This is a genomic window from Spirosoma foliorum (genome assembly GCF_014117325.1).
Classification (GTDB): domain Bacteria; phylum Bacteroidota; class Bacteroidia; order Cytophagales; family Spirosomataceae; genus Spirosoma; species Spirosoma foliorum.
Window position 1 is genome coordinate 6,301,909 of sequence record NZ_CP059732.1, and the last position, 13,459, is coordinate 6,315,367.

General features: G+C 39.1%; 11 protein-coding genes. 4 read left to right on the top strand and 7 right to left on the bottom strand.

Translation table 11 applies throughout. The annotated features are described in order from the left end of the window. Window positions 1-658 precede the first annotated feature (658 nt). Window positions 659-1,684, bottom strand: coding sequence for an SIR2 family protein (locus H3H32_RS26530; RefSeq protein WP_182458770.1), 1,026 nt, complete (start codon window positions 1,682-1,684; stop codon window positions 659-661). Window positions 1,685-2,090: 406 nt separating this feature from the next. Here H3H32_RS26530 and H3H32_RS26535 point away from each other — a divergent pair, with 406 nt between their 5' ends. Genes H3H32_RS26535 through H3H32_RS26545 form a run of 3 tightly spaced genes read left to right on the top strand, consistent with a single transcriptional unit; the run spans window position 2,091 to window position 4,556 of the window. Beyond that, window positions 2,091-2,357, top strand: coding sequence for a hypothetical protein (locus H3H32_RS26535; protein WP_182458771.1), 267 nt, complete (start codon window positions 2,091-2,093; stop codon window positions 2,355-2,357). Further along, on the top strand, window positions 2,347-3,819 hold the full coding sequence (locus tag H3H32_RS26540; protein WP_182458772.1) for a glycosyltransferase family protein: 1,473 nt from the start codon (window positions 2,347-2,349) through the stop codon (window positions 3,817-3,819). Before H3H32_RS26535 ends, H3H32_RS26540 begins: the two co-directional genes overlap by 11 nt. Window positions 3,820-3,866: 47 nt before the next feature. Further along, window positions 3,867-4,556, top strand: a complete 690-nt coding sequence (locus tag H3H32_RS26545; protein ID WP_182458773.1) for a hypothetical protein — start codon at window positions 3,867-3,869, stop codon at window positions 4,554-4,556. A gap of 2 nt (window positions 4,557-4,558) precedes the next feature. On the opposite strand, the gene H3H32_RS26550 is transcribed toward H3H32_RS26545, so the two are convergent. Together H3H32_RS26550 and H3H32_RS26555 are read right to left on the bottom strand one after the other, a co-directional pair. Next, complete coding sequence (locus tag H3H32_RS26550; protein WP_182458774.1) at window positions 4,559-6,352, bottom strand: CHAT domain-containing protein; 1,794 nt, start codon at window positions 6,350-6,352, stop codon at window positions 4,559-4,561. Between the two features lie 11 nt (window positions 6,353-6,363). Then, complete coding sequence (locus H3H32_RS26555; protein WP_182458775.1) at window positions 6,364-7,167, bottom strand: gasdermin; 804 nt, start codon at window positions 7,165-7,167, stop codon at window positions 6,364-6,366. Window positions 7,168-8,390: 1,223 nt separating this feature from the next. Between H3H32_RS26555 and H3H32_RS26560 the strand changes: the two genes are divergently transcribed. Continuing rightward, window positions 8,391-9,758, top strand: a complete 1,368-nt coding sequence (locus H3H32_RS26560) for an IS110 family RNA-guided transposase (protein WP_182458776.1) — start codon at window positions 8,391-8,393, stop codon at window positions 9,756-9,758. A gap of 162 nt (window positions 9,759-9,920) precedes the next feature. On the opposite strand, the gene H3H32_RS26565 is transcribed toward H3H32_RS26560, so the two are convergent. From H3H32_RS26565 to H3H32_RS26580, 4 genes are all read right to left on the bottom strand, one after another. Then, window positions 9,921-10,706, bottom strand: a complete 786-nt coding sequence (locus H3H32_RS26565; protein ID WP_182458777.1) for a sensor histidine kinase — start codon at window positions 10,704-10,706, stop codon at window positions 9,921-9,923. Then, window positions 10,696-11,352: a hypothetical protein gene (locus tag H3H32_RS26570; RefSeq protein ID WP_182458778.1), complete on the bottom strand. Its 657-nt coding sequence runs from the start codon at window positions 11,350-11,352 to the stop codon at window positions 10,696-10,698. Before H3H32_RS26570 ends, H3H32_RS26565 begins: the two co-directional genes overlap by 11 nt. A gap of 2 nt (window positions 11,353-11,354) precedes the next feature. Next, a complete protein-coding gene (locus tag H3H32_RS26575) occupies window positions 11,355-12,008 on the bottom strand; it encodes a hypothetical protein (protein ID WP_182458779.1) in 654 nt (217 codons plus the stop codon). A gap of 473 nt (window positions 12,009-12,481) precedes the next feature. Next, entirely contained in the window at window positions 12,482-13,123 is a 642-nt protein-coding gene (locus H3H32_RS26580) for a response regulator transcription factor (RefSeq protein WP_182458780.1), read from the bottom strand. Window positions 13,124-13,459 lie beyond the last annotated feature (336 nt).

Genomic DNA, 13,459 nt, shown 5'->3' on the forward strand with positions numbered 1-13,459 from the left:
CATTAAAAACGCCTGTATTTCAAGGGTTTTATAGGCTTTATTAGATTGTATTAGAGAGTTAAATGGCTGGGGTGCTAGGATTCAAAAATTGGTTTTAAGTATATGATTAAAAGTAAATATATATTGTCATTATTCTAATTTACCCCCAACTATACCCCCAGTTTACAGTTGGCAAAAATCTTAGATAAGAATCCAAAGTCGGGCAAATTGTCGTTTAAGTAGACCTACAATCGTATGCTCGAGCAGCATACCATTTTGATCACCTATGTGTTTCAGAAAATTATGTTTTTCAATTACTTTTCTTATAGAGTTATCCCACTTGGCCCCCCATATTAGGAAACTAAATTATAAACTAATCCATCTTACCATTCAACTAATATTTCATCTTTACACTTACGTCGAAAAATGATTAAAACATGATGACCAATCGCTTCGCCGTGGAAGCGTTTTTTGAAGGCAACGTAGTTGTGAAGCACATTTTGCGCTTAACTGATTGTCATCAGAAGCCGTAAAAATCACACTCTAACAATAGAGATACTGCTGAAGATAAACGTATGTCGTCAAGTAAAAGTGGACGACTAAGATTTGAGTTAAAAATTCGTCAAAATACCTTACTTTTTCATCTCCTACCTGCCCACATTTACTTGATGGCTTATAATTAATGAATATCTGCTCTGCTAAACTTTTCCAATTCGCTCCAGAATTCTTCATAAAACTCGTGATAACTCTTAAACTCCAATATCTCCAATCCTACATTTTCTAAAAAAATTCTTTTAGGGCCAGGCAATGACCTTATACCATCATTGTTAATGTGAATATACCAACCCATATGAGATGTCCAACCTTTTGTTAACCAATAATTTTTTCTGGTAATTAGTAGCCATCTTAATAAAATTTCTTGTTCTTCTAATCCTAGTCCGAAAATAAAAAGTGGCTTGTAAAAAAAGAAACGAACCCAAGTGCCACTTAACTTTCCACTTATATGAAAGCCGGTTTTTTGGGATGGCAATTCTTTATTGATTCTTGTGATACTTTTTATATAATCTGTTAAGCCCAAGTTGATGCTCTGTGGATAATCGACATTACCATTTACATGCCATATACTAAACTCGTCTTCGCCATGATACTTTAATTCTTTACTACCGTAATATACTGTCCATGGATAACGGGAATGAAAATTGTTAAATTTTCGCTCGCTTGAATGGATCATATTAAATTTTTCTCCATCAATAGCATCGCTTAAGATCTTATCGAAGTTCGTAGTTAAGATTGGACAGTCGCAACCTCTAATCGTACTTATAACCCTCTTATGGTGTTCATCAGCTTTCCAGCTGATAAGTTTGGTTTGTAAGCTTATTGCAATCTTAGATTTTAACAAAATAAAATTTCTTTTATAATCATTTAGAGAGCGTGCTTTTAATTGCATCAAGTCAAAGAATTCTGTTAGGTGAAAGCCCTCCATTTTTTCAATTGGGAGATCCCCAAATATATCTTTGTAGACATCATCAAGCAAACCTTCCCAAGACCGGGCTCTATCGTCATCTTTGTATCTATTGATACCATTGCCAATAAGAAAGGCTAATCCTCTTTGTTTCTGAAATCCGTTATAATGCTCACTCATTGGCCAGTTCTTTTGTTCATTTAAGCGCATTTTAATATGAGACATTTGCTGTTGATTAATCATAATTTTTGATGGTTTATAGTAGTGAATTTGATGATTAAAGAGTAACTTCTGAATTATTTAATGTTAAAATTTAAAAAAAACACCAATCAATAAGATTTGCCTGTCACAGGGGAGTTGAATAGAAAAATATAAATATTTTAGATCAATATGATAATATTTGAGTTCAATTAACTTAACTTTAGACTTTTACGAGAAACATGCCGGGTCGCCATTAATAGAAAAAGCCCGTTTGTTACAACCCCATAGATCGGAAAAAAGACTTAATTTAGCCTTAATTTCTTATGTTAGGCGCAATAAACCAAAAATTCAGTAGAGATCATCCCATCAATGTCTTTTGCTAAATTAAATCATACTTTACTGAGAATACCTTCTTATTATATGTCACAAGGGTTAAAAACTTTGAAATATGGATCAAGCTTCAAAGCTCCAAAAAATCCGTGATGCTATGACGGATGACGACTGGGATAAGGCGCTAAAGATCGCTGCGAGTTTTCAAAGGCTTGGCGAACACAAAGAAGCAATAGAAAAGGCTGCAAGTGCGGTATCGAGTCCCAATTTTTATCGAAGTCTTGGTGAAGATATTGACAAACTAAAGAGCGATGGAATTGCTGCCTTAAAAAGCAGATTTAATAAATCATGGGAAGAGAGTCAACGGAAAAAGAATGGCGCTTAGGATACTTACACAAATCAACTATTCAGCAGGTGTAAATCCTGAAGGCGACAGCGGCCTTTATTTTTTATCGAAGCTCTTATTATCTATCGTTACTATTGAGATCGATATCCATTTTTATGTACTTGTGCCTCGAAGACACGAACAACTTTGGGGCACAAGTTTGAAGCATCAACGTATTACTCCTATCGCTCTGAACCTCGAGCCCCGTTTACATGGTGGTAGTTTTATGTTTGATCCTGCAGATTTATATACGTCATTCGATTTTTCTCGCTTTGATATTGACATTCTTTTTCTAAACCAGCCGGAAACAGCTCCGGCCTTACTCAATTTTCTCAACAGACAAATGTTCAATTGTGTACCGGCCCTATCTTACATTCATTGGTTTGATACTCGACCACCTGGTACACCTAAAAGAGAAACATATAAGCCTGCATTATTAGGAACATTGTCTGGCTCTTTGATTTCTACATTGGTTGGTGTAAACTCACAATTTGGTAAGGAACAAATTATCAAACAGGCTCAAATATGGTTTAATGATGCTACAATTGACTCGTTAAGATCAAAATTACAAGTATTGCCACCAGGTATAGATGCTGCTGAAATTATGTCTGTACTAAAAGATCGGGGCAGCAATAGTAGTCATTGCAGGATTCTGGTCAATCATAGACTATTAAACTATACTGGTGTGAGAAACCTACTAACTAAAATTTTTCCAAAAGTATGGGAAGAGCGTGGAGATTTCTCTGTACATGCTACTAACCCATCCAAAGCTATCCTGCCAAGGGCTATCACTCATAAGCCTTGGCTCACAGTAGCCACATTGGAAAAGGTTGAATATCTAAAGTTACTTGGAGATTGTGACATCGTCGTAGCACCGCACAAAGCCACTCATTGGTCTATTTCTACACTTGAAGCAATTTGCGCTGGTTGTGTACCACTAATGAACAAGGAAAGTTTCTTTCCAGAGATGATAGAACCAGTTCTAAGGACAATGCCTGAAGTTCTCCAAAAACATATCAATGAACGTTGGTTTTACCATAGAGGAAATCTTGCTTCACGTCTGACTGCACTTATGGATAACATTGGAAAGGAAAAAGCGGTTGCTTCAGAATTCGCGCAAAAGGCAATTCTAGTGTACGATTGGAAGAATATAGCCAATGTTTTCAAAGAACAGTTCTTTGAAATGGAAAAAACAATGGTTTCAATGCCTGAAATGACACCCTCGCTACGGAGAATTCTCGAAATACTTTTGGAGGAGGGTTCAATCTCTAAATACGATATTCTCCAGCGACTGCGATGGAGACCAAAAGATCGGACAATTGCGTGGACAGCCTTCCGCAAAAATCTGAAAAAATTTTGCCATGAAAGCGCTGACAGCCCTGACGCAGTATTCCAGTTAAAGGAAGAATGGAGGATATATCTGATGGACTTAGTAGCCAATCCTCTTTTGCAAAAAAAATAGCTATTTTTACGGAAAAATGTAAGTACTGAAACAGTATAGTTACGAACATGACCGGTAATTTCGTAAAAAACGGCTCATTTGAGGCTCTAGGTAGCCTACTTATGACTTCTGCAGATAGCCAAGCTGATCTTGTATTGCCTAATTTTGGAGGCACTTCGAAACGTATTGGCAATAATGAGTTTACCTATCCTGGGGAAGTATATACTGACCGAGATACTAAGTCAGCTTTTTATATATCAAATTTGCTTACAAAATTTATCGACCTCCATAAGATCAACCTAAAGGATACTGAAGATTTTAACTTCAATATAAATTCTTCCGAGCTTGTATTCATTTTTGGAAGTAAGTCTAATGAAGTTACTCAGAGGTTGCTGGATAATTATGAAGTAAGCAATAATTTTTCAATGAGTTTTGGAGAAACTTGGACAATCCACAGCAATGGGTCTGGAGAAAACTATTCTATCATAAACCCTTCAACATTGAGTAGAACAGAGTATGAGAATACAACAGATTACGGTGTTATTGCTAGATTTACGCAAGTATCGAAGCCAGGCAAAACTACCTTTGTTATTGCTGGTTTAGGGAGCCGAGCAACCGAAGGATGCGGTTTATACTTTGCTAGCAATTGGGAACTTCTTAACGCTAAATTCGGCGATCAAAACGTTGCGGCTGTTATCCTTAAATTCGCACCACCGGTTACACCTCAAAACTATGAAGTGCAAGAGTGGTTGGTATAAAATTATTCATCAATACTTTGACCCCATTCATTGTTTTCTCTCGTTACTATTTCTATATCAGAATATATCGAAGTAGGCAATCTCAAAAGATACCTGAATTCTCCAGTACCAGCCTCACGTAGTAGGAATTTCCAATTTTCAATAAACCACCAGCATCCTCCAATCGTCCCTCTGTCCCCTAGCCCAGAAATTAAAAAGTATACCTTCGAGGTAGCAATAATTTTCTGAATGCAACAATAGTCTGCAATTGCATCCCACTGCTCGCTAGATTGTTGATCCGGTGGATTTATTGAGTATTTTTTATTATAACCTTTATCGATAATATACCATTCTTTTTTATTATAATACAATCTAAATGTAGGGGAATAGCCATTCAAAACTTGTGAGACATAAACGTTTGAGCGGCTTCCGAAAAGAAAAATACATTTTGAGGCCGTTTCCTCTTGAATGGCAGATCCCTTGAGAAGTTTGATATTATCATAACTTGTGACCATTAATAGCAAGTTGGTAATATAGTTTGCGGCTTTGATATCTGATTGCGCAAAACTTAACCCTGGATAATGATAATATTCACTATTATTAACATCATTGCCGTTTACATTGATCTGGGCTTTGTATCCCTTTGAAGAGATCTCTTCTTCTAGCAACGTTTCCTTAAATGACGGAATACATAGAGCATATGTTTCCTCGCGAATTAATGAACCAAGAAGGCTAAGTACTTGATTTTTTTCAAAATCTTCCGGCCCCTGTAAGTAAGTGTAAATGATTGGAATAGCCCAAGTGAACGAATCGGCGACATATTGATTTCGAACGGATGAAAGAGCTACCTCAATAGTCTCAATTTGCATTATTTTACGAATGAATAGTTTTGCTATATCCATTCCTTTTTGTGCACTTATAGGGGCCTGCATGGCAATTACGGATACCACGTCTCCCCGCAACATGATTTTTTGTCCAACACCTGAAAATGTTCCGCTACCAGAAACTCCTGTTGAGCAAGAATTAAAATATACAAATCGAATGTTGCTATCGTTTAAACCTTCCGCTAATCGAGCCGCTTCTAAATTTTCACCTTCTTGATTAGTATCGCTTTGTAGTAGGATTACGCCTTCCTCATTTTCATCTAGTCCACCATGGCCTAAGAAGTATAAAAAGTCACCGTCCCTATGCTGTTGTAAAAATTCAAATATATTGTCTTTCGTTGCATCTTTTAACACATTAATATTAGATTCCAAAATATTAGCTTGAACAAATTCATTATAAATATTTTCAATATGCTCATCGGCATTAAAATACCCGCCAGGGTTTGCCACAATTAATAGAGGGTGAGTGATTGGACCAAATGCTTTTTTGGGAGCAACTAATTCATCAATAACTCGTACGATTGAAATACGTTTGATTCTTAGTAAATGATCATTCCCATCATGGAGTAATTCCCATGGAATATTAACTAACTTTTCTGATAGTATATTAAAAGCAATTCTTAATTTATTACTCTGCCCATAATTAATTAGGCCTAATATATTGTTCCATTTGTCTCTAACTCCATCCTGAAATATACACTTGAATAGAGATATACCTAACTCCTTGAGTTGCTGACTAGCTTTTGGCTCATTAATTAGAGTCTTGAAATAGGCTTCGAAAGAAGTAATGCCGCTGAGGATGATTGGTAAAGTGAAAACGCAACCTTGTCCGGGACTGGCTCCTAATGGGCTAACGTCAATACGGCTTATAAATTTGTCTGCTGTTCCGGGATAGTCCGACAATGTGAGTTTAATAGTCAGAAATTTGTCCATATTATTCTACTTCACATTTTATCCTTAATGTCAACTTTTCTAAATTCTTCAAGCTTGACCGTTTTAGGCACAGCGGAGTGTGAACCAATTGATAGAAAAACACCATCGCCCATACCTTCTATTCCCCAACCCGATTCAAAGTAACCAATTTGATAGCATTTGAATCCAAATACAAGTTGTTCATTACCTTCGTATGTAATGGAAGAATCTGATTCTTTTTCAAAACTCACTTTTGGGCTTGATTTTATAGCGTTTTGTAAGATACCTATATCTAATGATCCCGAAGTTTTTGAATCTAGATATGCATCAATTGTAATTGAGTTCGATTTTATGATTTCCGATATAATATAAATTGGACATTCGTCATCTAAAAAGTATTTTACAAAAGGGTTGTCCACATCTAATTTGCTCGAATCCGTCGACTTTAAGTAAGCTCCAATTTCAAAAGGAGCAATCGTGGAAACTGTTACGTTATTAAATTTAATCGTCATTTTTTTGACGTTTGAAAAAGCCAAATTCAATTCAGGAACCGCAAATCCCATTCCTGAAAATATTCCTTCCAACGCCTTCAAACCAACGGATACGTCAATCAAGGACGTTTGCTTTTGCTGAATATTGGCTGCAGTTCCATCTGTTTTCGGCTGGGGAACAGTTTGGGAGGATGACCAAACTCTGCTTAATGAACCAAGGTTTTCATATGAATTTTCATTCTTTATAATTATGTCAAGATTTTGAATATTAGTTCTTGGAAGCCTGACCAGATTATAACCGATACCTTCCAAATAATTGACTAACTTTTCTTTACAAATCGCCATGGCTTTTTCTTTGTTTTAGTTTAAATTTTCACTAAAAGAGTATAGTCTTATTTGATAAGACTGAGGATTAGTCGCTAATGAAAGCATTCAAACAGCTACATTCATGTTGAGGCAGTGAATAACCATAAATTGAGGTTATAAATTAACGGGAAAAACCCCGTTTTTTAATAGAAACATAATATTTTCATATTATAATATATCAATTAGTCATTATTTTAGCCTCTAAGTATATGTAAAAAAATACTTTTAAAACAATTTTGGAAAATTTAGCTCTCCAAGGGTATTTGCTATCCCATTTAGTATATAGCCTGAGTTTATAAGACTATTCTACTGGTGCGTTTTTGGCCTATTAAATAAAAACTTCTCATCCATACACCGCGCTAGGAAAAATGACAAACTCGAATACTTGAACAGGACTCCACACTAACAACCTAGGCCATTCAAAAGCTTCAAGCTTACTACTATTCTATTTAGGTTAGTTCCCTATTTGGTCCCCCAAGCAACGCTACCTTGAGTTCGCAAAGTATCAAATAAGTCTGTCCTTAGTAGATAGCTTGCGAACCGATTTAGATATGCGACCCTTACTGATTGAACATCTATATAAATATGAAGCTCAGAGCTTTTCTCCGGTAATTTGATTGTATAATCTTCCATGATAATTCCATTGCGCGACATTAAATTGTTTCTTCACACTTTTACTTGCGACATATACTTTCAAGATATGTCTGTAAAATCATTGAAGGGTTCGCTCATAACGGTCTGGTCGCCAGTTCAAGTCTGACCGGCCGGGCCCACCATTTCAATCAACTACTTAATTAGGCATTGAGGATCGGAAGGTATGTAATGGGGTTACGCCTGGGTTACATTCAATATACTTTTTCTATTCAGCCCTTTTGTCCAACTTTATTTGATGAGGTTCATAACGGTTGCTTATCTTGTCCTAAAATCGAATGATTGTGCGGGTACCATCGAATACCCATGACAACAGGAGCTAATGAAACCTGTGTCTTTTAGTTAACTTGGTGGGGCTTCAGCCTTAAGCTCATCAACCTATAAATGGTACGTATCAGTCCTTCCTGAAATCTGGGCTGGAATGGATAATGCCTTCTCAAGAGGTACTTGTTGAATTCACTGGTGATCTCCTCCGAGAATCCCGTATAGAAAAATCCTGATTCACTGATCCATTCCCTGAAGCCATTTCATCCCTATAATCGTCAACTCGTATGGGAAAGCAAACTGCAACGCTTCCAGTTGTCAATGCTCATGCCACTGGCATTGATATCGGCTCTCGAGAGCATTGGGTAGCCGTCGATCAGGACAAGGAAAACGTAAAATCGTTTGGCGTTTACACCCAGGATCATCAGCATCTAATTGAACATTTGCGGCAGTATGAGATTACTACGGTCGCCATGGAAAGCACGGGTAGTTACTGGCAAACCCTGTTCAATGCTCTCCAGCAAGCGGGCTTTAACGTGCTATTAGTAGGCAGTAGTCAGACTAAAAATGTGCAGGGCCGAAAAACGGATGTCATTGATTGTCTGTGGATTCAACGACTTCACTCTCTGGGCTTACTATCGGGTAGCTTTTTGCTCAGTGATACGCTCCAGGAACTACGCACTTACTACTATCATCGGCAACATCTGATTGAACAGCTAGCTACCTATACCCATAAAATGCAGAAAGCGCTTCGGTTGATGAATGTTCGCTTGGATGTGGCTATTCGGGACATTACGGGAAAATCTGGGCTGGCCATTATCGAAGCCATTCTGGCCGGAAACCGCGATCCCTACTATTTAGCCTCTTTAGTGGATGTGCGGATGAAAAAGTCTCAAGAGGAAATTGCCCAGTCGCTTCATGGGTCGTGGCGACAGGAGCTGTTGTTTGAATTGCAAGCGTCTTTGGATTTTTACAAACATTATCAAAACGCCCTGCTGCCGTGTGACCAAGTCATTGAAGAGGCTCTACGACGAAGTGTTCCCGTAGAGTCGGTGTCGAAACCAGCGGAGAAGAAACTATCGAAACAGGAGAAAAAAACCAGTAAGCATACCCCTGCTTTTGACCTATCCAACTTGGCGTATCAGTATTTTAAAACTGATTTGTTTGCCATATCGGGCATCAGTTATAATACCGTTCTTTGTCTGTTAACTACCTTGGGGAAGGTCATTCATAAGTTTTCCTCGGCCAAAAGCTTTGCCAGTTGGCTGCGGTTAGTGCCCAATAATAAAATCAGCGGTGGCCGTATACTTAGTCATCGTACCCCCACTGGCAAATCTCATATCGCTACGGCCTTACGGCAGGCGGCTAACTCGATTGGCAATCAGGCTAATCATGAACTGAGTGGCTTCTTCAAACGGATTGCCTATAAGAAAGGCCGAGTCGCAGCCATCACCGCTACCGCCAGAAAACTGGCGATGATTATTTGGAACATGATTACTAAAGTGGAGCCCTACCGGAAAACTCAGATCAAAGACACAGCTCAAAAAACGAGGGAAGCTAACGTACGGCAAGTGAAACGGCGTTTGGCGGCTCTAGATTTAAGTCAGGACGAATTAAGTAGGCTATTTTCAAGCTATTCTTTTTCAGCAAGTTAGATATGTGTTGTATAGAAATAGCTACCTAAGACCTACTAGCCCCCTTACAAGATACTTCGCCATCTTCACACCCGCTAGGGGCCCGGTTCTAGCCAATCAGATATGATTTTTTCTTTACCTGCTGTTAGCAACCCTAGCGAATATGATTTCTGCATTTGTCTTCTATTCTATACCCAAAGGTATGGCAATTGAAATCCTAGTGCCCTCTCCAGGCGTAGCTTTCCATTGACAAGTTCCTCCTATTAAATTTATTCTACGCTGGATGTTGCGGATACCAGATCCTTTTGTTTCACTCTGCTGAACGGATGTCCAATCAAAACCTACGCCATTATCGCTGACCGATAAGTTAAATTGGATTGATGTGTAGGAAAGCGCAACGATTAATTGGCTTGCTTTTGAATGTTTAATTGCGTTATTGAGCAGTTCCTGCACAACGCGAAATAACACGATTTCTCGTTTTTGGCCGAGCGAGGTAGGTTCGCCATCAACGAGCAACTCAGCATTAAAGCGTTTTGTCCTACTTATACGCTGCAATTCATGCGCGATACTCTGCTGAAGGCCAAAATCCTGAACATAATCTTCGTCCAAGCTCTTTGATAACTCCCTTAGATCTTGAATCGCCTGATCAATCAGTTCACTGGTCTGCATAATATAGGGTTGGGCAGCCGGTACTGGCAACGTTTCTTCCAAGATGTCCATATTTAATTTGGCCAGCGACAATATTTGCCCAATGTTATCGTGCAATTCTTGACCTATGCTTTGCAACGTTTGATTTTGTATTTCAATTTGGGACTTCAATGTCTCCTGTTCAAACGTAGCTTTAAGAAATTGTTTCTCCTGGAAGTTTTCTAACTGCCTTTTTTGATAACGAAGCGCAAAACTGATTACAGCGATTGCCAGGACAAGCAGAGCCAGGGTAGCGACAATCGGTAAATAGCTAATACTCATTCGATAAAGCCCTTGTTTTCTTTGTCGATACAATAAAGGCGGCACTAAATAAAACGCACATAATTATATTCATGCCGTAATTGAGCTTGTACAAATGACGGGCTAGTTCTTTGGAATAGGCAAAAAGCTGATGAAAAAATCCGGTAGCGATTAGGTTACCGCTGGTATAAAGTAGCAGCGCTGAAGCCACTAGAAACAGGGGCTCTTTGAACAGGTCAATATAATTTCGGCTGACCAGGACATCGCTAAAATAAGGAAGAACGACCCAAAAAACGCCAAAGGCTTGAGCAATAAATACTGTATTAGCCGCCGTGTGGTCCTGTAAATTTTCTAAAATTTGGACACTAACGACAATGGCTAACAAGCCAACAGAAAGCCATTGTAGCCAGTATCGTATCGATCGCCGAGTCTGGTTCGCATTAAAAACGTAAACGTATACCGTTAAGGCGATTAGATAATATAAACAATAGTAAAGGCGGATGAGCCGCCCATCTCCTGCATCAAAACGTTCAATACCTAAGTCGATTGTTACTGAAAAAGCCCAGAAAATAGCCAGTATCTTAAAGGCAGTGTTGCCTATTTTAGGTAGGCAAACTAAGCCTATAACCGCTGAAATTATGTAGGAATAAATCAGCGTCGTCACCATAGTTATAGCAAGGCATCTCCATCACAGGCTGGATTGCAGGACAAATGTGTAAATGGTATTCGTTTTCCCTTTTTTAGAGCAGGTTCTAAGAGCAGGGGAAAGTCGTCAAATTGAAAGAATCCCCCTTCTATTTTATAGATACCTAATTTGAGGTTATCCTGAACAAATCCGTCATGATCTTCCGTACGCTTTTGATCCTTTTTAGGCTTTGTAGCCGCCGGACGCTTCGTAGCCCCTCCAATTACCTTTCCGAAGGTTAGCAAACAAGCCATCAGCGGCTTTCCCGTAGACATATCAATGCCTACATGGATCCTGAATCCATCAAAATCCTTTGGATTAGGCAGCACAGATGAAAAGTCGGGGATAGTACCCTTGAAAAATTTCAAGTAAGCGTTAGGTCTTACCAGAAGATCTTGCCGGGTAAACGTGACGGAGGCCAGCATATTATCCGGCCCGGTATGAGCAGCCCCTGCTTTTATCCCAAACAAGTTCTTAATAGTAGCCATAGGGGCTTTTTTATAATTCGCCCGGTAACTATTCATTGCCGTCGCGGAATCAATCTGGCTAAATTTAATGGTTTTGCTGGCTGGTGGACGCTGGTTCGTAGCCGGATTGGCTACAGTTACAAAAAGGAGAAGCAAGTAAAGGGGCTGCATAGTCGAAAGAATTAGAACAAAATCGTGGAATACTCCTTAAGTAAGGTCATCTAAAAAGCTTAGCTTATCTGAAGCAAGTTGATGTTAAGATTAATTGATTATTAGTTGACCCATATTCCTTCAGGATTTTCTCGTTAAGCGATGTTTTGCTTGTCGCATAGTCATGGTGATGATATTCTTCATGCGGGAAGCTTATGGTCAAAGGTACTGCGCTTTGGCCTCGCGCAACAGGGGAAATTTCCCGTATTACGCTGTGATTTTTCCCCGGTATGTCCACATAAAAGCCCGGTATCCATAGAGATCAGCCAATTTTTTTACCATGAATACGCAATTAAGCCTACGGCATAGTGCCCGTACTTGTGGGCATTTTATTGAGCCAACTTAATTGGGAACACTTCTAGGAATGCAGCGCTATGAGAGGTAGGCTTTAAGATAGATCTTCACTAGGTCTTAGCTTAGTCACACTTTACGTTCTACAACTCAATTAGGCCATGCCGTAACCCTTCTAGTACCATTCCCGTACGGCTTTTAACGTTCATTTTCTGAAATAATGATTCCCGGTATCCATCAACCGTTCGGGGAGCTACGCACATTTTATCAGCAATTTCCACGTAGGTTAAATCGCTGCGCGAAAGTCTAAGAAATTCAATCTCCCGCTCACTTAACTGAGGGATGCCCGTATGATTTCCCGGCTCGCCTGGAGTCAGGTTCCGAATTAACCTAGTCGTTAGAAATTCAGAGTAGTAATATCCCTTCTGGCTCACTTCATCCAGTGCGATACGCAATTCGGAAGGACGGCAGCCTTTTTGCAAATAACCCCGAACCCCATAGCGTACCATCTTGGCGACATGCTCTTCCCGATCAAGCATCGAAAGTGCGATGATTTTCACCTGCGGATAATGTTGCTGCAAATAGTGTGCTGTCTCGAATCCATCCATTTCGGGCATATTCAAATCCAATAGAATAAGATCAGGAATTTGTTGCCGGTTAAGATAGCCGATTAATTGGCGACCATTGTCAGCCACAAATAAGGAATCATAGCCATCAAATTTTTGGATCAGGTCGGACAGCGCCTGTGCTAACAGTCGATGGTCATCAACAACGGCAATTGTCATGGCGAATAGAAGAAGTAATTAGGTGCTGTAAATTAGTGGGTTATCCTCGACTTGCAAAATATAAAAGCAATGCTCTTATATTATTTTATACTCCTTTCCAGCCAGCTTACCTGATCGAACAACCTTCTAGTAATACCCCAGCCAAACACCCATTTGAGCTCAGCGTTCAAATCTAAATCAACTACGTTGACTAGCGTCTACAATCCTATGAGGCAGACGCAAAAAAATAACCTGATTTTTCCCTGTGCAAATAGGGGGATTTTCCCGGGGTTAAGCGTATAGCCATTGCCCAATTTTACATCCGTTCTTAAGCAATAGCTGACCTTAATTAATCTT

Coding starts and splice junctions, on each gene's coding strand:
- H3H32_RS26545 (WP_182458773.1), top strand. CDS start 3,867: ATGACCGGTAATTTCGTAAAAAACGGCTCATTTGAGGCTCTAGGTAGC.
- H3H32_RS26565 (WP_182458777.1), bottom strand. CDS start 10,706: ATGAGTATTAGCTATTTACCGATTGTCGCTACCCTGGCTCTGCTTGTC.
- H3H32_RS26555 (WP_182458775.1), bottom strand. CDS start 7,167: ATGGCGATTTGTAAAGAAAAGTTAGTCAATTATTTGGAAGGTATCGGT.
- H3H32_RS26540 (WP_182458772.1), top strand. CDS start 2,347: ATGGCGCTTAGGATACTTACACAAATCAACTATTCAGCAGGTGTAAAT.
- H3H32_RS26570 (WP_182458778.1), bottom strand. CDS start 11,352: ATGGTGACGACGCTGATTTATTCCTACATAATTTCAGCGGTTATAGGC.
- H3H32_RS26580 (WP_182458780.1), bottom strand. CDS start 13,123: ATGACAATTGCCGTTGTTGATGACCATCGACTGTTAGCACAGGCGCTG.
- H3H32_RS26530 (WP_182458770.1), bottom strand. CDS start 1,684: ATGATTAATCAACAGCAAATGTCTCATATTAAAATGCGCTTAAATGAA.
- H3H32_RS26550 (WP_182458774.1), bottom strand. CDS start 6,352: ATGGACAAATTTCTGACTATTAAACTCACATTGTCGGACTATCCCGGA.
- H3H32_RS26535 (WP_182458771.1), top strand. CDS start 2,091: ATGGATCAAGCTTCAAAGCTCCAAAAAATCCGTGATGCTATGACGGAT.
- H3H32_RS26575 (WP_182458779.1), bottom strand. CDS start 12,008: ATGCAGCCCCTTTACTTGCTTCTCCTTTTTGTAACTGTAGCCAATCCG.
- H3H32_RS26560 (WP_182458776.1), top strand. CDS start 8,391: ATGGGAAAGCAAACTGCAACGCTTCCAGTTGTCAATGCTCATGCCACT.